At 51.1% G+C, this 20879-nt stretch carries 20 protein-coding genes and 1 tRNA gene; 7 read left to right on the top strand and 14 right to left on the bottom strand.

The features are described 5' to 3' along the window. The first annotated feature begins 24 nt into the window (after positions 1–24). Together ACTZWV_RS04895 and ACTZWV_RS04890 are read left to right on the top strand one after the other, a co-directional pair. A complete protein-coding gene (locus ACTZWV_RS04895) occupies positions 25–498 on the top strand; it encodes a DUF4124 domain-containing protein (protein WP_444785461.1) in 474 nt (157 codons plus the stop codon). 140 nt (positions 499–638) lie between these two features. Next, positions 639–712 (top strand) — tRNA-Gly (locus tag ACTZWV_RS04890). A 51-nt stretch (positions 713–763) separates the two neighbouring features. On the opposite strand, the gene ACTZWV_RS04885 is transcribed toward ACTZWV_RS04890, so the two are convergent. From ACTZWV_RS04885 to ACTZWV_RS04860, 6 genes are all read right to left on the bottom strand, one after another. Then, positions 764–1711, bottom strand: coding sequence for an HAAS signaling domain-containing protein (locus ACTZWV_RS04885; protein ID WP_444785460.1), 948 nt, complete (start codon positions 1709–1711; stop codon positions 764–766). Next, entirely contained in the window at positions 1711–2058 is a 348-nt protein-coding gene (locus tag ACTZWV_RS04880) for a PadR family transcriptional regulator (RefSeq protein ID WP_444785459.1), read from the bottom strand. The genes ACTZWV_RS04885 and ACTZWV_RS04880 overlap by 1 nt, the downstream gene beginning before the upstream one ends. Positions 2059–2307: 249 nt before the next feature. Then, positions 2308–2559: a hypothetical protein gene (locus tag ACTZWV_RS04875; RefSeq protein WP_444785458.1), complete on the bottom strand. Its 252-nt coding sequence runs from the start codon at positions 2557–2559 to the stop codon at positions 2308–2310. Beyond that, complete coding sequence (locus tag ACTZWV_RS04870; RefSeq protein WP_444785457.1) at positions 2546–3049, bottom strand: hypothetical protein; 504 nt, start codon at positions 3047–3049, stop codon at positions 2546–2548. Before ACTZWV_RS04870 ends, ACTZWV_RS04875 begins: the two co-directional genes overlap by 14 nt. 9 nt (positions 3050–3058) lie before the next feature. Beyond that, the gene (locus tag ACTZWV_RS04865) at positions 3059–3382 is read right to left on the bottom strand and encodes a DUF883 domain-containing protein (RefSeq protein WP_444785456.1); all 324 of its coding nucleotides are present in this window, start codon (positions 3380–3382) and stop codon (positions 3059–3061) included. Between the two features lie 184 nt (positions 3383–3566). Further along, positions 3567–6308 (bottom strand): choice-of-anchor B family protein, encoded by a 2742-nt coding sequence (locus ACTZWV_RS04860; protein ID WP_444785455.1) that lies wholly within the window; start codon positions 6306–6308, stop codon positions 3567–3569. A gap of 81 nt (positions 6309–6389) precedes the next feature. Here ACTZWV_RS04860 and ACTZWV_RS04855 point away from each other — a divergent pair, with 81 nt between their 5' ends. Genes ACTZWV_RS04855 through ACTZWV_RS04845 form a run of 3 tightly spaced genes read left to right on the top strand, consistent with a single transcriptional unit; the run spans position 6390 to position 9468 of the window. Further along, a complete protein-coding gene (locus ACTZWV_RS04855) occupies positions 6390–7133 on the top strand; it encodes an MbnP family copper-binding protein (RefSeq protein WP_444785454.1) in 744 nt (247 codons plus the stop codon). Next, positions 7130–8266 carry an MbnH family di-heme enzyme gene (locus ACTZWV_RS04850; RefSeq protein ID WP_444785453.1) on the top strand — a complete coding sequence of 379 codons (1137 nt, stop codon included), beginning with the start codon at positions 7130–7132 and terminating at the stop codon, positions 8264–8266. Before ACTZWV_RS04855 ends, ACTZWV_RS04850 begins: the two co-directional genes overlap by 4 nt. Positions 8267–8313: 47 nt before the next feature. Next, positions 8314–9468, top strand: coding sequence for a serine hydrolase domain-containing protein (locus ACTZWV_RS04845; protein ID WP_444785452.1), 1155 nt, complete (start codon positions 8314–8316; stop codon positions 9466–9468). A 104-nt stretch (positions 9469–9572) separates the two neighbouring features. Here the strand turns inward: ACTZWV_RS04845 and ACTZWV_RS04840 are convergent, their stop codons facing one another. From ACTZWV_RS04840 to prfB, 6 genes are all read right to left on the bottom strand, one after another. After that, complete coding sequence (locus tag ACTZWV_RS04840; RefSeq protein WP_444785451.1) at positions 9573–10058, bottom strand: hypothetical protein; 486 nt, start codon at positions 10056–10058, stop codon at positions 9573–9575. A gap of 368 nt (positions 10059–10426) precedes the next feature. Then, positions 10427–10771, bottom strand: coding sequence for a hypothetical protein (locus tag ACTZWV_RS04835; protein WP_444785450.1), 345 nt, complete (start codon positions 10769–10771; stop codon positions 10427–10429). Between the two features lie 111 nt (positions 10772–10882). Further along, a complete protein-coding gene (locus tag ACTZWV_RS04830; protein ID WP_444785449.1) occupies positions 10883–11197 on the bottom strand; it encodes a hypothetical protein in 315 nt (104 codons plus the stop codon). A 101-nt stretch (positions 11198–11298) separates the two neighbouring features. After that, complete coding sequence (locus tag ACTZWV_RS04825) at positions 11299–11589, bottom strand: hypothetical protein (protein WP_444785448.1); 291 nt, start codon at positions 11587–11589, stop codon at positions 11299–11301. Positions 11590–11847: 258 nt separating this feature from the next. Then, on the bottom strand, positions 11848–13368 hold the full coding sequence (gene lysS / locus ACTZWV_RS04820) for a lysine--tRNA ligase (RefSeq protein ID WP_444785447.1): 1521 nt from the start codon (positions 13366–13368) through the stop codon (positions 11848–11850). A gap of 39 nt (positions 13369–13407) precedes the next feature. Further along, positions 13408–14506, bottom strand: a protein-coding gene (gene prfB, locus ACTZWV_RS04815; RefSeq protein ID WP_444785446.1) for a peptide chain release factor 2 whose coding sequence is annotated in 2 segments (ribosomal slippage) — positions 13408–14430 and positions 14432–14506 — 1098 coding nt in all. Because the reading frame shifts where the segments join, the coding sequence is not laid out codon by codon here. Between the two features lie 164 nt (positions 14507–14670). Between prfB and ACTZWV_RS04810 the strand changes: the two genes are divergently transcribed. Then, positions 14671–15570, top strand: coding sequence for a substrate-binding periplasmic protein (locus ACTZWV_RS04810; protein ID WP_444785445.1), 900 nt, complete (start codon positions 14671–14673; stop codon positions 15568–15570). Beyond that, positions 15570–17102, top strand: a complete 1533-nt coding sequence (locus tag ACTZWV_RS04805; protein ID WP_444785444.1) for a sensor histidine kinase — start codon at positions 15570–15572, stop codon at positions 17100–17102. Before ACTZWV_RS04810 ends, ACTZWV_RS04805 begins: the two co-directional genes overlap by 1 nt. Here ACTZWV_RS04805 and ACTZWV_RS04800 read toward each other — a convergent pair. After that, positions 17054–19057: an ATP-binding protein gene (locus tag ACTZWV_RS04800; protein WP_444785443.1), complete on the bottom strand. Its 2004-nt coding sequence runs from the start codon at positions 19055–19057 to the stop codon at positions 17054–17056. The genes ACTZWV_RS04805 and ACTZWV_RS04800 overlap by 49 nt on opposite strands. 84 nt (positions 19058–19141) lie before the next feature. Further along, positions 19142–20878: a single-stranded-DNA-specific exonuclease RecJ gene (gene recJ / locus ACTZWV_RS04795; RefSeq protein ID WP_444785442.1), complete on the bottom strand. Its 1737-nt coding sequence runs from the start codon at positions 20876–20878 to the stop codon at positions 19142–19144. Position 20879 lies beyond the last annotated feature (1 nt).

Here is a 20879-nt window from a genome sequence, read left to right as displayed (position 1 = left end):
TAACAGGAATATAGAGGTCTTCAAATGAAAACGTTATTAACTCTGCTACTGCTGCTTCCGCTTTTCGCATCAGCTAACGTCTACAAATGTGAGAAAAACGGGGTAGTCACTTACAGCCAAATTCCCTGCAGTGAAGATGTTCAGGTTACTGATTATACAAGAGAAGAAACTGCAGCATTACAACAGCAAACTGCAAGCCTGGCCTCTGCAGAAGCAGCCGCAACCCTGAACAGACTAAGCGAATCGGTAAAAAAGCGTGATATGCGTATCACCATTAACCGGCTTAAATCTGATAAGGCCGGCAAGCTGACAGAGCGCGATAATAAGATGGAACAGCTGAAATACGCAAAACGCTATTCCGCCAATAACCTTGCCGGCTCAGCCAGGAACGAAAGCCTGTCTGAAGAAATGGCCGCTGTAGCCGCCCAGTACGACACTGATGTTCGGGCTATAGACGTTGAGATAGATCGCTTAACAGAGCAATTAAAGGGCCTGTAAAAGTGCTTTTTTCAGGCCGAAACAGGAATTTATCAAACCATAGCGAACGGTAAAAATACCTGCATCGAACCGCGCTTAGCCATTGACAGACGCAGAGGCGCGCTTTAATTTAGCGGCTCTTGTCTGCGCGGTTCAACACTGCGGGTGTAGTTCAATGGTAGAACGAAAGCTTCCCAAGCTTTAGACACGGGTTCGATTCCCGCCACCCGCTCCAGCCGCCTGCAGCAATCAGGCGGCTTAGTACGTCGTAACAGTGTGCTGCGTTTTAGCGCAGTTTGCGTAGGCGCAATGTATCGCGCAGCGCTTCCCAAGCTGGAAACAGTGCAATAATCACTAAAGTTATCATAGCACTACGCTCTAATTGCTGTAAGTTAAACACACCATACCAGCGCTCTGCAGTAAGCTGTAGCAGTGGCGAGCTACTGGCCAGATATAGCGCTATAGCGGCAATAGCAGCATTGAGCAGCACATGCGTAGCCAGCATGCTACGACTCCACAGCCGCTGTTGTAATTGCCATAATGAATGCACTATACCCAATACAATAAGCGGCGTGCTGTATTGCAGGATCAACCTGGCATTACTGCTGAGGAATAAGCTGCCCTGCGCCAGCTGCTCTGCCGATTGCCACAGTGGGTACCAAATAACCACCAGGAGAAAAATGTAGCTGGCTAAATCGGTAAAAATATCCTGCAGCGCTATATGTTGCCAGCCCGGCCCGGCAAGCGGCAAATTTTCCGGCTGCCAGTTTGCGCTACAATTGGTATTGGCCGCTGGCTGTTGGCGCGACATCAACCAAAACGCCAGCGTAATAGAGGTAAAACCAAAACAAGCTTCATCAATAAAACCACCCAACAGAACTAACACATAACTGATCAGGCCCATGTCTGCAGTGCTTAACCACCCCGTAGTTACGTCAACCATATGCAATACAAATAAAACACCCAGCACCATAAATAAGGTGTTTTTATACAAAGGCATATAGCTGGCATTAATCAGCGGCTGCACCGGCACAAATTGCCGGGCTACCGTGCGCGGATGGCCCATCAGCTTCAGTACGGCGGCAATATCCGCTTGCGTTAATGCGCCCTGTTGCTCTGCCAGCGCATCCAGTTGATCCATAATATTGGCAGTAAGCTCGCGGCCAATTTCATCGCGTTTTTCTTCAGGTAACTCACGCTGCACTGCGGCAACATAACGTTTTACTAATTCCATTATTTAATCTCCTGTGATGCAGTGCCCAGTAAGCTGCCAAGCGCACTGTTAAGATGTTGCCATTCGTCTGTTAGCTGGCTAAGCAGTTCTACACCCAGCTCTGACAGTTGGTAATAGCGCCGCTCACGACCTTCGCCCTGCTGCCATTCGCTGTCGAGTAACCCTTGCTCGGCTAAACGCCGGATCAACGGGTACAGGGTGCCTTCATCGATATCGATGCCACCGTCCTGCAGTTGTTTGCGCAGTGAATAGCCGTAATGCGGCTGCTTTAATGATGCCAGCACTGCCAGCACCAGCACGCCACGGCGCAGCTCTAAACGCATTTTATCCAGTTGTGCAGTTGTCATAACCTTTGCTTCCTATACTGTGCACCGCATACTGTGCAACACACAGCAACATACTAGGCGCCGCACAGTATAAAAGCAAGTTATCTGCGAAGATAAATGTGCGCGTAAAATAAACTGATTAATTTCAAATGGTTATATGAGATAAAGGCAATAACAATGACGATAGCAATAGTGGGAATGCAGACTAACTATGAGGATAAAGCGGAGGAACGGCGCTGAACGCGCCACAGCAACAGGGCTAAACGCCGGTTAAAATACCCACCTTAACCAGCGCAGCCCAACCATAGTACGCAAGGTTTTCACGGTAGTGTTATGCCGCATTTGAAACACCACACCGGCGCTGAAGCTGAGCATTAAACCAGGCGCAGAGCCGATAAAAGCGCCGACACGCTGGCGCAGTAACCAGGTTTCTGCCTGTAACAGTTTTTGCCGCTGCCGCCCCTGCTCTGCCAATTGTGCTACTTGCAGCCGTTGCCGGCGCAATAATTTATCTATCAGCATGATTGTCTCCGTGATTCTTTTGTTTAGCTGGCGACTCTTTGGCAAACAGCACGCGGCGTAATTGCTGCCAGGTTTCACTAAAGCCAACCTGTGACAACACATGGCCCAAACTGCGCCAACACCACAGCAGCAGTGCCGACTGTAATAGCAAGATGGCTATAGCTGCAATAATCACCGAGCCGGTTGCCTGAAACAGCAAATAGCCCAGTAGCAGCAAAATACTGCCCCAGAGCAAAATAAGCCCGGCACCAAAACTTACCACCAGGGCAGCGGCTACGGTTAAGCTGCGGCCGGTAAGTTGCCATTCTGCTTTAGCAGTTTGTCCGGTAAGTTTAAGCTGTTCAGTGTAATGCTCAGATACAGACCAGCTTAGCGCTGCCAGCTCTGACAGCTGGTCCAGCGCTTGCTCTGCCATCGGCTTTTTTGCAGTAGTTTGCTGCTGAGCTGTTTGTGGCTCAGCAGCGGCTTCAGCTCCTTCCCTATTTTGCATACAACAGCCTTAACGGCGACGCAATAAGGTGCTGACCAGGATACCGGCAGCAAAGGCAATACCGGCTGCCGCCAGCGGGTTTTGTGCGGCAAATTCACGACTTTTGCTGTAGGTACTTTGCAGCTGCTGCTTAATTTCTTCCTGCTTGTGTGCCAGAGTTTCTTGCGAGCTGGCAGCGGTTTTGCGCAGTGTATCTTCTGCTGTCGCGGCTTTTTCCGCCATGGCATCCACAGCATGGTGTGCGGCTTCGCTGGCTTTCGCTGTTACCGGCGAATTTAACCCGCCGTTGGCTGTACTGTTAGTCTGACTGGTTGAACTCTGAGAAGTAGCCATAATATGTCTCCTTGGTTAACACGATGAAAGCAGCAAAATGCTGCCATATGCCAATAAGGTTAATGCAATGGCTATACCAGTATAGAATAAAATAATGAAAACAGATACTTATTATAAAAGTGCTTGATTAGCAAACTAAAATCCACTTAAGCAAACTGTAGAAGTTACCCGCAAGCAGTAATCTTTACAGGGTACACACCGGAGCGGCACCCGGCTTATATTGGCTATTCAACTTAACGCGGCTCCGCCATAGCAGGGCCAGCAACAGCAGAATAAAGGCTGAACTACTGCCACCGCCTGAGCTACCGGCGTTGTTATTCGCTGGCGGCACGGATATTACCGCTACCGCTACGTCGTCGCTGCTGCCGGAGCCACGACTGTCAGTGGCAGTTACCTGCAACACCAGGTTGGCGCTGCCGGCCGGCGCCACAAAAGATACGTTGGCACTGGTGGCATTTTGCAGGCTGACAGCGACACCACTAAGCTGCAGCCATTGATAGCGGATGCTGTCGTTTTCTGCATCCTCTGCGGTCGCCGTTAGCGTTACGCTTTGGCCGGCATTTACCTGACGGTCTTCACCGGCGCTCACCACCGGCGCGGTATTGCGTTCATCGTCTAATATGGTTAGCTGTGCACTGCTATTAACCCCCGGCACACTGCCATCAACACTGACTAACTGCAGGCTAAAGCTTTCATCCTCCTCTTCCAGGCTGTCGTCAATCAGGGTCAGCGTAATAGTTTTATCGCTGCTGTCGGCATCAGCCCAGCTTAACCGGCCGCTGTTATCAACTACATCATCGCCGACAGTGGCGCTGCCGCTTTGCAAAATATAGTCAATGGCTATAGCACCGTCGCTGCCTCCCTGGCGCTGCACATCTAATTGCACGCTGCTGCCTTCTACCGCCTGAACACTGGTTTGCACCAAGCTAAGGCTGCCAGATCGCGCCGGCTCTGTGCCAAATGCGACAGTTGTCATGGCGGGGGCGGTCAGTGTAGCGCCGCCCTGCACATCATATAGCCTGACAAACAAGGTGCGCCGCCCTGTTTCTCCGCTGTCCAGCGTGGTTACTGTAAGAGTTTTGTCGCTGTTATCAGTAGCGGCCCAGCTTAAGCGGCCCGTTGTTGGTTCATAGTCGATGCCCTGCACCGCACTGCCGGAAAACGTTTGGTAGGCCACGCTAACCGCACCACTGCCTTGCGGGCGCTGCACTGTAACTTGCGCAACCGCACCTGGCGCAACGGTTACTGCATCGCCGGCAAATGACAGCGAGCCGGCGGCGACAGCTTTGCTGTTGTCGGCCAGAATATACAGGCCGGAATTAATATCGCTGCCCAGGATCAGCCCTGAGGGTAAGTAAGGATAGGCGCCCCACATGCCGTTAAAAGCTGCACCGTCGGACGGTAAAAACGTATCAAAAAAGCCGGCTTCAACCGGCGCCGCCGGGTTGCTGATATCCAGCACCGTTAAACCGCGCTGATAGTTTGACATGTAGTAGCGATTGCCGCGGACAAAGCCATTGTGATCTATCGCTGGCGTTGGTCCGCGCCACACCGGCTGCAGCACGGGGTTACGTAGATCATCCAGCGCATAGATCCTCAGTGTGGTATTTAAACTAAAGCTGGTTTCATCGAGCTCATCGTGTACAAATAAATAGCGGTTATCTTCGCTGCTCCAACCGGAATGCACATAACCGGTTTGATCATAACTAAATTGCGCAAGTCTGGCCGGTGCGGCGGCCACAGAAGCATCCCACAAGCGGATATCCTGTTCATTAAAATCAAACAACACCTGGCAAGGGCTGAGCTGGCAATCGCTGGCGGCACGGCCATCCGAAATTTGCATCATCGCCACATCGTGGCTGTAATCGGCCGCCACCGCAGTGTCTTGCTGCCATAGCGGGCTAAGTGCCGTCGGGTTAGCCAACGATAATGCCGTCACAGCACCGCGCCGGGTATTTTGCCCGGCCAGATACAGCAGCGGTGCTGCCGCACTGTTAGCGCTGTTGGAGCTGTAGTCAACTCCGCCAATAAACACATTGTGGCTTGATACTACGCCGCTGTAGGTCGCGGCCAGCGATACTGTATCGGGAAGCCGGGTTAAATCAATAATCTGAATACCATCGCCGCCTTCAGACGACACATAAGCATAGGCCTGCCAGCGCCGCAGCGTGGTATCAAAATACTGGTATACCTTAATATCGCGCCAGGTCGTGCTGCTGCCGGCTATGGTGCCGACCTCAAGCGGTTTTTGCGGATCGGCCAGACTAACCACAGCAGTACCGTTGCGCAAACCGATAAGCGCATATTCTGTACCGTTGTTTAAATCGACATGGCCCCAGATATCGCTGGCTGACGCAGGCTGCGAGCTAAACTCAGTCAATGCCATATGTGCCACCAAATCGATATTGTGGCAGCTAAAGTTGCCGGCTTTGCCGTCAACGCAAGACCGGGCCGGCTGTGATTGACTCAGGCTCTGATGTTGCGCCAGCCGTTGTTGTAAAGCAGCAGAAAAACGCGCTTTGCCGTCGCGCAGGCTGTAAAAACCACGCGGCTCCAGCGCGGCCTGCAATGGTGGGGGCACACCACTTAGCGTGGTGCGGTTTAACTCTGGTGCCTGCAGCTGATAATGATCAAACCGGCTGTAACCGCCCAGCACCGGCACAATTTCACTACTGAGGTAAAACAGCTGTTCTTCATCGGTTAATGGGTAATGGCCGGCGGCGACCAACACTTTATCGCCTTTATTGGCCTGTTTAACAGCATAGGCAATAGTTTGGCAAGGCCGCAGTGGCTGATCACAACGGCCAACATCTTTGCCATCGGTAGCGACAAAACGGGCTTTGTCATGTTCAGCATGGGCCAACACCGGTATGGGTAAGGCAAGCAGAACCAGCGTTAAGCCAGCAACGGTAAACTGTTTAAGCATTATGGCTACCTTGTCCGTCGACCAGTTTTGCAAACTACGGTATTGTTAGCCTTAATGTATTTACTATGCAAGCGTATATTCATGTTACGAGCTGGCCTGCTTTTGCTGTCGTGTATTTTGACCGGATGTAACCCGGCGCCCGGCACCACATCAACCTTAACGTTGCAATTGCGTGTCAACGCTAAGCCGGTGAGCTGTGACACAGCCTTTAGCCTTACTGAAAAAGCATGGCAGCTGCAGCAATTTCAGCTCTATGTCAGCGATTTTCGCCTGAATAATATGCCACTGCCGCTGGATACAGCGGCGTTGCACCAGCAAGCCGATATTGCTCTGCTGGGCACGGTATGTGATGGTGCCGATAATTGGCAGTTGCAGTTTGCCAAGCCACTTACTGCCGGCCAGCTGAGTTTTACACTTGGCGTACCGGCAGCGTTAAATCATCAGGATCCGCTGCGCGCGGCAGCGCCGCTTAATCAAAGTGATATGTTCTGGAGCTGGCAGCAGGGTTATAAATATTTGCGACTGGACATACACAGCACTGCCCAACCGGGCCAGCAGTGGTCATTGCATCTGGGCGCGACCGGTTGCCGCTCGGCCAGCCCGATGCGCGCACCGGAAGCAGGTTGCAACAACCCTAACCGCGTAGCTATAAACCTGGATTATCTACCCGGACAGCAACTTGTACTGGATTTAGCGCCGATACTGACAGGGGTATACCTCAGTGCCGACAACCATTGTATGTCAGATCCTAACCGCTTAAGCTGCCAAACCCTGCTGCCACGCCTGGGTATAGGCGCCAGGCCGCAGGGCTGGAGTGTGCAATGAGGTGCGCCATGGTGTTGCTGCTGGTTATGCTGGCCGGCTGCAGCGACCCCCGGCCGGCCTATCAGTGGCCGTTACCTGAGGGCTTTCCACTACCGGTAGTGCCGGTTGATAACCCCATGTCGGCGGCAAAGGTTGAACTGGGTCGCTATCTGTTTTATGACACGGCGTTATCCGCCAATCAGCAGCAAAGCTGTGCCGGTTGCCACCAGCAACAATATGCGTTTGCTCAGCCGCTTAAGGTGTCGGTTGGTAGCAGCGGTCAGGCACACCGGCGTAATGCCTCAGCGCTGGTAAATATCGCTTATAACAACACTTTGACCTGGGCGCACGATGGCCTGACGCATATTGAAAGCCAGTTGCTTATTCCACTGTTTGGTGACAACCCGGTTGAGCTCGGCGCCGGCGGCCACGAACAACAGATTTTAGCCCGTTTAACCCGGGCGCCCTACCCTGCGCTGTTCACTGCCGCCTTTGGCGACAGTCAGCCTGACTTTCACCGTGTAACAGCTGCTTTAGCCAGTTTTAGCCGCAGCTTATTGTCGTTTAACTCGCGTTTCGACCGCTACGCCTACCAGCAGGATGACAGTGCCCTTACTGAGCAAGAATTACTTGGGCTGAATTTGTTCTTCTCAGAAAAACTGGAATGCCATCACTGTCATGGCGGCTTTAACTTTACCCAGGCGACCAGCCACCAGCGCCAGCCGCTCGACCGGCGGCCATTTCATAACACCGGCTTGTATTATGTCAGCCGGGCAGATTTAGCCGACAAAGGCTATCCGCAGCACGATACCGGTTTAAGCGAGCTAAGCTTAAACCCGGCAGACGATGGCCGTTTTCGCGCGCCGACGCTAAGAAATGTCGCTTACACTGCCCCCTATATGCACGATGGCAGCCTGGCGACATTAGACGACGTGGTTAATTTTTACGCCGCCGGCGGTTTAGTCAGCCAGCTAAACGGCGAAACCAGCGATGGCCGGCAGCACCCGGGCAAAAGTGGCTTTGTGCGCGGCTTTGAGCTAACAGCTGAAGAGAAACAGGCACTGCTGGCGTTTTTACATAGCCTGAGCGACGAGCAGTTTATTACCAACCCGGCTTACAGTAACCCGTGGCTTGCAGTAAACAGCGAAAATTAATGCAGGGCCACTATGGCTGTTGCGGTGTTATCAAACAGGAGCTTACTGTGCGTTGTTCTTTTAGCTTACTACTGGCGTTTTTGGCGCTGCCCTTATCCGCGCAAACCTACTACCCGCCACGTGGCGACTGGGCTGTGGCCAGCCCGCAGGCATTAAAGGTGGATACTGAAAAACTGGCCGCGGCCGTTGACTATGCTATCGCCAGCGAAAACCCGGCGTCAAAAGACCAGGCCATAGTGCAGGCCACCACCTTTGGTGCGAAAGAGCCCTATGATCAGATAATCGGCCCAATGGGCGTGCGCGCCGCGGCCAATGGCCTGATAGTGTATAAAGGTAAAGTGATCGCCCGCTGGGGTGATGTCGACAGTGTGGATATGACGCACAGTATTGCCAAAACCTTTTTAACGACTATCACCGGTTTAGCCTGGCAACATGGCCTGATTGCCAACCTGCAGGATAAGGTTGGCCCTTATATGCCACATGGCACTGCCCTGTATGAAGGCGAGCACAACAGCCAAATTCGCTGGGAGCACTTGCTACGGCAAACCAGTGACTGGCAAGGCACGTTGTGGGGCAAACCCGATTGGGCCGACCGGCCGGAGGGCAAAACACCTGCTGACTGGCCCAACCGGCCGCTGCGCACACCGGGCAGCCATTACAAATACAATGATGTGCGGATAAACCTGCTGGCGCTATCCACCTTGTATGTCTGGCGCAAGCCACTGCCTGAGGTATTAAACCAGCAGATTATGCAACCGATTGGCGCATCAAGCACCTGGCGCTGGTATGGCTATGACAATAGTTGGATTGAACTCGACGGCCAGCAGGTGCAATCGGTATCAGGCGGCGGCCACTGGGGTGGCGGTATCTTTATCAACGCCTGGGATCTGGCTCGTTTTGGCTATCTTTTTTTACGCGACGGTAAATGGCAAGAGCAACAACTGCTCAGCAAAGATTGGATAGCGCAGGCGCGCAGCGGCGGCAGCGCCAATGCCGAATACGGTTTTGCTAACTGGTTTTTAAACCCGGGCCGCAAAGCGCTACCGAATGCCCCCGAAACTGCCGTTACTTTTCAGGGCGCGGGCCGTAATGTGGTTTATATCGATCAGGAAAATGACTTATTAATGGTCACGCGTTGGATTGGCAACGGCGACGAGCTAAACCAGCTGGTGGGTAAGGTATTAGCGGCGCTGCCGGATTAGGCGCCCCGGCGACGATATTGCAGATGGACAACAAACTGGCCGCTAACGCGGCCAGAAGAGCGGTTTTACCTATCGACTCCGGGAAGGCTCATACATGTTCTGCGTTAAAACTGATAGCCAACCTGCAAAAAACCATTAATTTTTTCATCATGCTTTGCATTTGTTGCGTGAGCAGAAATACCGAAGTTGAATCCGGGCTTATCTATCCCATTCATAAAGTAGGTATAACTAACGCCGGCACCATAATATTCATTTTCTTTAAAATTAAAGTTTTCCGTGGTCGCGTAAACCTCATGACCTGCTTTGGTTGCATAGACACCAAGGCCGTGCTTATTTGAATCAGAATCAAATAGATCAGTTACTATCCAGCCGATCCCCAAGCCGCAAGTTGAGCCATATCTTGAACTATATTCAACACAGCCGACTGAGACATACTTCATGTCAGTTTTCGATAAAAGAGCGAAGTTTGCGCCTAACCCACTGTAAGCAGCTCCCATACCAACACCAACAGAGTATTGGCTGTCAAAAGTGCTTTCCTGGGCAATTAACGAACCTGAGATAAACGATAAAACTAATACGAGCTTCTTCAAGATACATCCTTTTATATTTCATTTAATTACATGACATGGCGTTGATGTTTGCACACATAACACGGGTAACTTGCTGTGCGTCAAGCGCCGCGGTGCATTGTGCCGGCGTTTGTTAGCAACGCGCATAACTTACTTTATTGCTGAAAAAATCTGAATGAATACCAAACAATTAAGGTGACGGCTACACCAAACACCGCGCCATAGACAAAGTACTTACGAAAAGCTTGAGACGATTCATTTTGTGCCATTTTTAGATTCTCCCTATCACAAGATTCAAAAAGTTAAGATTATGCTAACGCGCGCTTAAACGGCGCGAGTTTTCGAGCGTCCGGCGACCATAGGGAGCGTAGTTAATTGTTTTGTTAAAATCACTTTGCAACAACGTGTTTTAAATCTTCAATTGTACTATTAACAGTACAAGTGTCTTTTCCACCGATCCAAACATTTTTTTGTGCTGCATAAGAAGCTAAAATTACACTCAAAGTGATTTTTCCTGATTCTGTTGAGGCATCAAAGCCATAATCATATCGCGAGCTTGCTTGACATGTAGGCACGCCAGCCGCTTTAGGGCTAATAGTGATATACACATTAGTTCCATATTCTGGACCAACTAAAACTTGAGTTATTTTAGTATCAATAATGTCAGAAGAATAAGCTGAAAATGGCACCGTAAAAATAGATGCAATAATGAATAATTTCAGTTGTTTATACAAAATTTAGCTCCATTTATTTTAACGCCAAAATATGGGGTCGGAGTGAAGGCGCAAAGCGCCGTAACGGAGGTCTCAGCCGCGTAGCGGCGACATGATTTTATTGTTAGTGCATCACTCATTTTCAATACGAATCATCGTTGCATTTACGTTATTATTGAATGTATTGCATGAAGCATCATGTCCATCAGGAAAACGAATTTTAACCTTTTTACCTGTAGCGTGGGCAGCTAAAGCTATCGATAGCTTTGCATTCATAGAAGGCTGGGTATAGTCACCCAGGCGCTGCCAATTTTGGCCTTCTAACTGAACGTATACCCGATCTTCATCGGGCTGAATGTACTTCACCGATGAGCTGGGGCAATCGACGTATGCGAATGCACTTTTTGATAAAAGCGCTATAGGGACAATAAAAATATACTTTTTCAATGAAAACCTCTATTTTTAATATTAAACACTAACGCCCGCCACAAACGCGAGCAACTTGTTGCGAGTCGAGCGCCCAAAGGGCGCGTATTTGATGGCGATTGTTAGGGTGCATTGATAAACCATGCAAATGGGTAAAGAACGGCAACCCAAATAGCACCACAAAATACGGCACCAACAATAGCAGTAATTTTAAACATAATGCCGTTAACAGGGTTTATTTTGTACCGCCTTAGCTCCAGACAAAAACCTGAAACAGAAAATACAAAGGTGATTACCAAGTAGCATAATAATGAAACCTTAAGCACACCATTGAGCTCAGCCCACCAACTTACAAGCCCGATAAATAGCAGCAAGAATATCGAAATTAGAGAGTAACGAAATGCAAATTTCAAATTGTCATCCTGACCATCTACTGGTAACCCTAACAGCTTATTCAAATGATCTAAACCCGCGAGTTGTTTGTTGTAGATCCCGCAAGTTGCAAAATTAGAATCAGTCTATTTCGCTAGTGGAATGTAAATCAAGCATTTTTATCTTGTAGCAATTTATGCTGTTGCAAACTAAGGGGTTGAAGCCGTAAGCTGCCGGTGCTAAGCGCAAAAAACAAAAAAGCCAGACACAAGGTCTGGCTTTTTCAGTTTTGCAGCTATTTACTTGTCGTGATGAATACGCATATGCGGGAACAGGATAACGTCGCGGATAGAGGCGGCGTCGGCCAGTAGCATTACCAGCCGGTCGATACCAATGCCCTGGCCTGCTGTTGGCGGTAAACCGTGCTCCAGCGCGGTAACGAAGTCTTCATCGTAAAACATCGCTTCGTCATCACCGGCGTCTTTTTGCGCTACCTGATGCCGGAAGCGCTCGGCCTGGTCTTCAGCATCGTTTAACTCGCTAAAGCCGTTACCCAGCTCGCGACCGCCGATAAAGAATTCAAAGCGGTCGGTAATTTCCGGGTTATGGTCGTTACGGCGCGCCAGTGGCGACACTTCTGCCGGGTATTCGGTAATAAAAGTTGGATGGCGCAGCTTGGTTTCTACAAGCTCGTCAAACACTTCCATTAAAATACGGCCATGGCCGTAGTTAGCTTTTACCTCAATACCCAGTGACTTGGCCAGCTCTGCTACCGCTTCACGCGTCGCCAGTTGATCTTTGGTCACTGTTGGGTTGTAGTGCAGAATAGATTCAGTCACCGACATACGTGCAAATGGCTTACCGAAGTCGAACACTTCGCCCTGGTACGGCACTTCAGTGCTGCCCAGCACGTGTTCTGCCAGGCCACGGAATAACTTTTCAGTTAAATCCATTAAGTCGTTGTAATCGGCGTAAGCCCAGTAGAATTCCAGCATGGTAAATTCCGGATTGTGGCGCGTAGACACGCCCTCATTACGGAAGTTACGGTTTAACTCGAATACTTTTTCAAAGCCGCCTACCACTAAACGCTTTAAGTACAGCTCTGGCGCGATACGCAAAAACATCTGCATATCCAATGCATTATGGTGCGTTTCAAACGGCCGTGCTGAAGCGCCGCCTGGTATCGCCTGCAGCATTGGCGTTTCTACTTCTAAAAAGCCTTCGTCGTTAAAAAAGCGACGGATATAAGCCACGGTTTTACTGCGCACTAAAAAGGTGTGGCGTGACTGCTCGTTGGAAATAAGGTCCAGGTAACGCTGGCGGTAACGCGCTTCGTTATCAGTTAAGCCGTGGAATTTATCCGGCAGCGGCCGCAGTGCCTTGGTTAGCAGGCGAATGTCGCTTAGCCATACCGTTAATTCGCCGGTCTGGGTTTTAAATAAGTGCCCGGTAGCACCGATAATGTCGCCCAAATCCCATTTTTTAAACTGGTCGTTGTACACGCCTTCTGCCAGGCTGTCGCGCGCGACATACAGCTGAATTTTGCCGCCCATATCGGCAATAGTGGTAAAGCTGGCTTTACCCATAATACGGCGCGTCATAATACGGCCGCCCAGGCTTACGGTGATCTTTTCTGCTTCGAGCTCTTCTTTAGTTAAGTGATCGTATTTGGCAATCACCTCGCTGGAGATGCTGTCACGGCGAAAATCGTTCGGAAACATAAAGCCATCTTCACGCAGTGCAGCCAGCTTATGTTTGCGCTCAGCAATCAGTTTATTTACGTCCTGAATTTCTTCTTGTGGTTGCTGTTGGTCAGACATAGTGCGTTTCCTGATTGAGAGAGAAAGTTAAAGTAAACATTACAGGCCGGCTTTTAAGCTGGCTTCAATAAATTTGTCCAGATCGCCGTCTAACACCGCCTGGGTGTTGCGTGTTTCGATGCCGGTACGTAAATCTTTTATGCGCGAGTCATCCAGCACATAAGAGCGGATTTGGCTGCCCCAACCGATATCCGACTTGGTATCTTCCAGCGCTTGCTTCTCGGCATTTTGCTTTTGCAGTTCAAACTCGTACAACTTGGCGCGCAGTTGCTTATAGGCATTGTCGCGGTTTTTATGCTGCGAGCGATCATTCTGACACTGCACCACTATATTGGTGGGTAAGTGAGTAATACGCACGGCAGAATCGGTCCGGTTTACGTGCTGACCACCGGCACCTGAGGCACGGTAAGTGTCGATACGTAAATCGGCCGGGTTAATATCAATTTCGATATCATCGTCAATTTCCGGCGAGACAAACACTGAAGCAAACGAGGTATGGCGGCGGTTACCGGAATCGAACGGGCTTTTACGTACCAGGCGATGTACGCCGGTTTCGGTGCGCAACCAGCCGTAGGCATATTCGCCGCTAAATTTAATGGTACAGCCTTTAATGCCGGCCACATCGCCGTCGGTTACTTCGTACAACTCGGGTTTGAAGCCTTTATCTTCCCCCCAGCGCAGGTACATACGCATTAAAATGCTGGCCCAATCCTGGGCTTCAGTACCACCCGAGCCGGATTGAATATCCAGATAGCAGTGGTTCTGATCATTTTTACCGGAGAACATACGGCGAAATTCCAACAGGCTCAGCTGTTTGTCTAAATCGGCCAGCTCCGCTTTGGCTTCTTCGAAGGTGTCTTCATCGTCAGCCTCAACTGCCAGCTCTACCAGGCCGGCAACGTCTTCCAGGCCGCGGTCCAGCTTGTCGATGGTGCCTACCACCTGCTCCAGTGCTGAACGCTCTTTACCCAGCGCCTGGGCTTTATCCGGCGTATTCCAGATAGCTGAATCTTCCAGCTCGCGCGAGACTTCTTCTAAGCGTTCTTTTTTGCCATCGTAGTCAAAGATACCCCCGAAGCACATTCGTGCGTTCAGTAAGATCTTTAATGCTGTTGTACACCGGATTAACTTCAAACATGCTGTGCTCGGTAACCTTGAATAGCGGAAAAAAAACAGGCGTGGATTGTAGCAAATTTATCGCTGGCAGTGCAGCCATCTGTTGCGGATTTTTCCGGCGGCTTAAATTCCGTTGCAATTTGCCACGGCTAACTTGCCCGTAACAGAGTTAAGCCGCTATGCTGTGTGACAAAAGCCCTGCAGGGGATCTGTATCTTGCTCTCTTACCTCGCCGTGCAGAAGTATCTGTTATTGCTATTGCTGCTTAGCGCCTTACGCTGCATAGCCGAGCCGGTGATCTATTCCTGGCCTGCTACTATGCTGGACGACCCGCGCGGCCATTATCCGATAGCCTTGCTGCATTTGGCGCTGGAAAAGTCCGGCAGCCATTATCTGCCGGTGCCAAGTAAACGTGACCAGGCGCAGTGGCGTACTTTACGGCAGTTGGAAAGCGGTAATGGTATGGATGTGGTGTGGACTTTTGCCTCAGCCGAACGTGAACAAAATCTGCTGCCGGTGCGGATCCCGATAGACCGCGGTTTATTGGGCTGGCGTTTGCTGCTGATCCGCCAGCAAGATAAAGCCCGTTTTGCTGACATTGCCGCGGTAGAACAATTAAAGCCTTTACGCGCCATCCAGGGCCACGATTGGCCGGATCTGCCAATACTGCAACATAATCAGTTTAATGTTATACCAAGTACGCATTATGCCGGCATGTTTGCCATGCTGCAGCTGGGTCGGGCAGATTATTTCCCCAGGTCACTCAGCGAAATACAGTCTGAATTGCAAGCCAAAGCCGGCGACCAGTTAGCTATCGCAGATAACCTGGTGCTGTATTACCCGGCACCGCTGTATTATTTTGTTAATCCCAACCGACCACAACTGGCACAGGCGATTGAACAAGGTTTACGTTTAGCAATGCATGACGGCAGCATGCAACAGTTATTTCTGCAGCATTTCGCCGACGCGATTGCACAGGCAGAGCTAACCGAACGCCGCGTTATCCGGCTTAATAATCCGTTTTTGCACCCTGATACGCCGTTGCAGGACAGTAGCCTGTGGTTTAACCCGGAGCTTGGATACTAATGCCCTACAGCTTGCCCTCTCAACCGCTGCGCCGGCATCTGGCAACCCGGGTGGTTATCACTATGGTACTGGCAGCTTTGCTGCTGTCGATTTTGTTGACAGCCGCTTTAAGCTACAGTGTCTATCGCTATGAAATTGCGACCGCGCAGCAGCAGTTTGACAATATTGAAAAAAGCTACCTGCCAAGCCTGGCCGCCGGCCTGTGGGAAGTGGATATCCATCGTATTAATACCTTGCTGGATGGTATTGCACGCTTAGAACATGTCGGCGCTGTTAACCTGACAGATGAACTGCAACAGCAGCATAGCCGGCAGCATCCGCAGTTCAGCGACGCCCTGGTCAGTAAGCACTACCCGGTGCACTATCAAATTGATGGTGAACAACATCCGGTCGGTACCTTGCAAGTGCAGTTAATGGCTGATGGCATTCAACAGCATTTATGGCGGCAAAGTCGCGATATTGCCCTGGTTACGGTCAGCGCCCTATTGCTCAGCGCAGTGCTGATGCTGCTGATTTTTCGTTTTGCGGTCAGCCGCCATCTGCGCGCTATGGCACAGTTTGCCAGCCATTTGGATTTGAACCGGCTGGAGCAACCATTGCAACTACAACGGCCGGTGCGGCACGACGAACTGGACCAGGTGGTTGACGCCATTAACCGGCTGCAACAGCGCATTAAACATGAATTGCTCAGACGCAATGAAATAGAGCAGCAACTGAATAACAACACTGCTCAGTTAGAACAGCAGGTGGCGCTGCGCACCACGGATTTACAACTTAAAAACAGCTTGCTGCAACAACAATCGGCCGAGTTAGCCAAACAAAATGAAGAGCTCGACGCCTACGCCCATACCGTAGCACATGACTTAAAACACCCGTTAACCAGCCTGATCGGCATGAGCCGTTTGCTCAATGCCACTTTTATCGAGTTGTCAGCTGAGCAAAAACAAGCCGCCCTGACCACCATTAATAACACCTCACGTAAAATGAATGACATTATCAACGCCCTGCTGTTATTAGCCAGCATGCGTGAACAGCAAAACGTGGCGCTGCAGCCGCTGGATATGGCGCTATTGGTCAGCAATGCGCTGCAGCGCTTAGAGGATTTTGCCCATCAGCATCAGGCCGCTATCGAAGTGCCCGACAGTTGGCCGACCGCAATTGGTTATCCACAATGGATAGAAGAAGTTTGGGTAAACTATCTGTCGAATGCTATTAAATACGGCGGCCGGCCGCCGGTTATACAGTTGGGTGCCGACATTACGCCGGATGCTATGGTGATATGCTGGATCCGCGATAACGGCCGTGTGCTCAGTACTCAACAGCAAGCCGGACTGTTCAGCACCTTCCAGCGTTTTTCACCGCAAAGTGCCGATGGCCATGGTTTGGGTTTATCTATTGTAAAACGCATTGTCACCCGCTTGGGTGGCGAGGTAGGCTACCGCGCGGCTGAAGATGGCGGCAGCCTGTTCTGGTTTAGTTTGCCTCAGGCACCTGCTGCCGCTTTGCCTGACCAAAGCGGAAAATCGACATAAAAGCAGGCGCCGGCACCAGCGTTGGAGCTAAAACCTATACTGCCGTGCATTGATTCTGTCAGTTGTTTTGATAATGCCAGCCCAAGGCCGGTACCGCCTTTTTGCCGCGTATCGCTGCTGTCAGCTTGAGAAAAACGCTGGAAAATTGAAGCTTTAAATGCTTCAGCTATTCCGGGCCCTGTGTCGGTAACACTGATCCGCACCTGCTGCTGATGCTGCTCAATCTTTACCAGCACGGTAGCGGCATCGGGTGAAAACTTAATAGCATTAGACAATAAGTTGGCCATAACCTGAGCAAAACGCAGACTGTCGACATTAATTAACAGTTGCTCATCACAACCGGTGTTTTGCAGTTGTAGCTGAATATTCCTGTCGCGACCGTACTGACTGTTATCAACCACACTCTGCTGCACCAGCGTCAACGCCGCTTGCGGTTGCAGCACAATTTGCATCATACCGGCAGATAACTTTTCGATATCAAGTAAATCGTCTATCAAACTGGTAAGGCGTCGGCAGTTATTGTTGGCCAGTTGTAGCAACTGCGCTGCCTGAGCAGGCAGCTTGCCGACACAGCCGGAATTGACCAGTGCTAAAGCACCGTTAATCGACGTTAAAGGCGTACGCAGCTCATGACTTACTGTAGAGACAAACTCATTTTTTATCCGTTCCAACTGGATACGTTCGGTAATATCCTGTGCCGAGGCATATAACTTGCCGGTGACAGGGTCGAGCACAGAAGACCACTGCAAGGTGACATAATGGCCATCTTTATGCCGGTAGCGGTTACAAAAGCCGGACGTTACTCTGCCTTGTTGTTGCTCTGCCACTTCGACATCGGTACTGATTAGATCCTCCGGATGGATAAAGTCCGTAAAAGGCCGGCTTAACAATTCAGCCTCGCTATACCCGGTTATCCGGCTAAAAGCAGTGTTAACCCGTTCAAAATAATTCTGCTGGTTGGCAATACAGAGAATATCGCGTGACAGTAAAAAGAACTGCTGCAGCTCGCCACTGGTTTGCTGCTGCTGAGTAACATCTTGCACTGAGCCTATCAGCCGCGCGGGTGCGCTGCCCTGCGGCGTAGTCCACTTTGCCACTTCATGTACCCAACGCAAGCGACCATCCGGCAGCACTATACGATGCACTACATTGTGCTCACCATGCTGCTGCGCTTGTTGCTCACTCAGCCGCACCAGTTCTCTGTCATCCGGATGTATCAACTGATAAAACACCCCAACGCTGGGGGAGAACTGCTGTGGGTCAACGCCAAAGATGTCATACACCATTGGCGACCACCACAGTTCGCCATTGCTGACATTGGCCTCCCAAAAGCCGATGCGGGCATTACGGCTGGCCATGTCCTGACGTTCCAGCACCAACTGGTATTCGTGCTGCAACTGCAAGTGCCGGCTAAAGGTATGCACCGTACTGGCCATCGACGCCATAGCGGCGATAAAATGTTGCTCATCCACCGACCAGCTGCGCCGGCTACTCACCTGTTCGACACAGATCACGCCGCCAAGCCCGTGTTCAGACTGAATAACAGCATCTAACATTGAACGGATACCGGCGCCCTGCAAATAGCCGTCTTTAAACTCTGCCGTCGCCGGATGGCTGGCCGCATCCGGCGCGGCGATCAGCGCATGTTGCTGTAAGGCGCTGAAGTATTTCGGGTAGTTACTGCGCTGCAAACACACGCCGCTGCTGTGGCTGTTAAGCTGGTACTGGTATAAATCGATGCACTGCAGCATATCGCTTTGACTAAACAGCCAAATACTAACGCGGTCGGCGTACAATGCCTTGCTGATTTGTTTAGTAAGAAATTGCCATGCCAGGTTGGTGTCACTGGAAAACAACAACGGCGAGGCCAGTATTTTGGCCTGAAGTGCGAGCAATTGCTGGCCCTGCCGCGCAGTAGCAGCAGAGGTTTGCGTTGCAGCTGAAGTGGAGTCCATTACTACGCCCTGCGCAATTTCCTTATCTACAACTTAAGGTTTAGCAGGGCCCGGGCTTTACAGCAAGGCTTTTGCTTTAACCGGTTAAACGGCGCTCATATGCCGCACAATTAACTGCAAACTTTGCTTGTCACGGTACTCGTTAATATCCAGCTGATACGCCAACTGCACTTTTTGCACATTGACGTCCGGCCAGGTTTTGTTATCGGCATTAAACCAAATTGCATCTACCAGCTTACCGTCCGGGGCTTGCAGCAGCATCTTTAAATGGCGGTCGGCCAGCATTTTTTGGCTGATCAGGCTGAATTCACCGTCAAACACCGGCTCGGGAAAGGCCTGGCCCCAGGGGCCGGCATTTTGCAGCAACTGCGCAAAGCCAATATCAAAGCAATCTGCCGGCAACTCGCCGTCGCTGTAGATCACGGCGGTAAGCTGCTCCGGCGTTAAATGTTTTTTCGCCGTTAGACTCAGTGCCAGCTTAAAGGTGTCAAGCCGCTCGGCGCTGATGGTTAAACCGGCCGCCATGGCATGGCCGCCGAACTTTTTAATTAAACCCGGGTATTGGCTGGAAATTTCTTCCAGCAAGTCGCGGATATGTAAGCCGGCGATAGAGCGCGCTGAACCTTTCAGCTCACCGTCATCGCCCTGGGCAAACACTATGGTCGGGCGGTTAAACTGCTCTTTGATCCGCCCGGCCAGAATACCAATTACGCCCTGATGCCAGTCATGCCGGTATAAACACAGACATTCCGGCAGCGCGTTGCCATCAAACGACAACTGGCTTAAAAATGCCTGCGCCTCCAGTTGCATACTTTGCTCTATGGCGCGGCGCTCTACGTTCAGGCTGTCCAGCTCAGCCGCATACTGCCGCGCTAAGCCCAACTGCGGTGCCAACAAACAGCTTATGCCCAGCGACATATCGTCCAGCCGGCCGGCGGCATTTAACCTTGGTGCCAGGGCAAAACCAAAGTCGCTGGCGGTCAGTTTCGCCGCCGTGCGGTTGGCCACGTCAATCAGCGCCTGAATACCGGGCCGGCATTTGCCACTGCGAATGCGCATCAGGCCCTGGTGCACTAAAATGCGGTTGTTGCTGTCCAGCGGCACCACGTCGGCTACGGTGCCCAGTGCGACTAAATCCAGCAGTTCGGCTAAATTGGGTTCAGCCAGTTGGCGCCGGGTAAAATATTGTTGCTGACGCAGTGCGGCGCGCAGCGCCAGCAATAAGTAAAAGGCTACGCCCACGCCGGCCAGCGCCTTGCTGGGAAAAGTGCAGCCCGGCTGATTCGGGTTAACTATTGCATCGGCATCCGGCAGCTCATTGCCGGCCAGGTGATGATCAGTAACCAGAACCTTAACGCCGGCTTTTTTTGCCAGTGCCACACCCTCTATAGCCGAGATACCGTTATCAACGGTAACAATAAGCTCAGCGCCCTGCGCTACAGCCAGCTCAGCCATCGGCGGTGTTAAGCCGTAACCGTATTCAAAACGGTTGGGCACCAGATAATCGACAAACTTAAAACCAAAAGCCCGCAGCCCGCTCATTAATACCGCGGTGCTGGTAGCGCCGTCTGCATCAAAGTCACCTACGATCACCAGATGTTGCTGTTGCTGCAGCGCGTCAATTAGCAAGCTAACGGCTTGTTCAATGCCTTTTAACGCACTGAAAGGCAGTAAACCGGCGGCACCGCGCTCCAGTTCATTGGCGTGGGTAATACCACGGCTGGCATATAACCTTTGCAACACCGGATGCAATACGTCCGGCAACGACGGTAAAACGCCGGGCAAAGCCCGGCGCTGAATAGTACGGCTGATAGCAGACATA

The organism is Rheinheimera sp. NSM (assembly GCF_052380015.1).
Lineage (GTDB): Bacteria > Pseudomonadota > Gammaproteobacteria > Enterobacterales > Alteromonadaceae > Alishewanella.
This window is presented reverse-complemented; position numbering and strand designations above follow the sequence as displayed.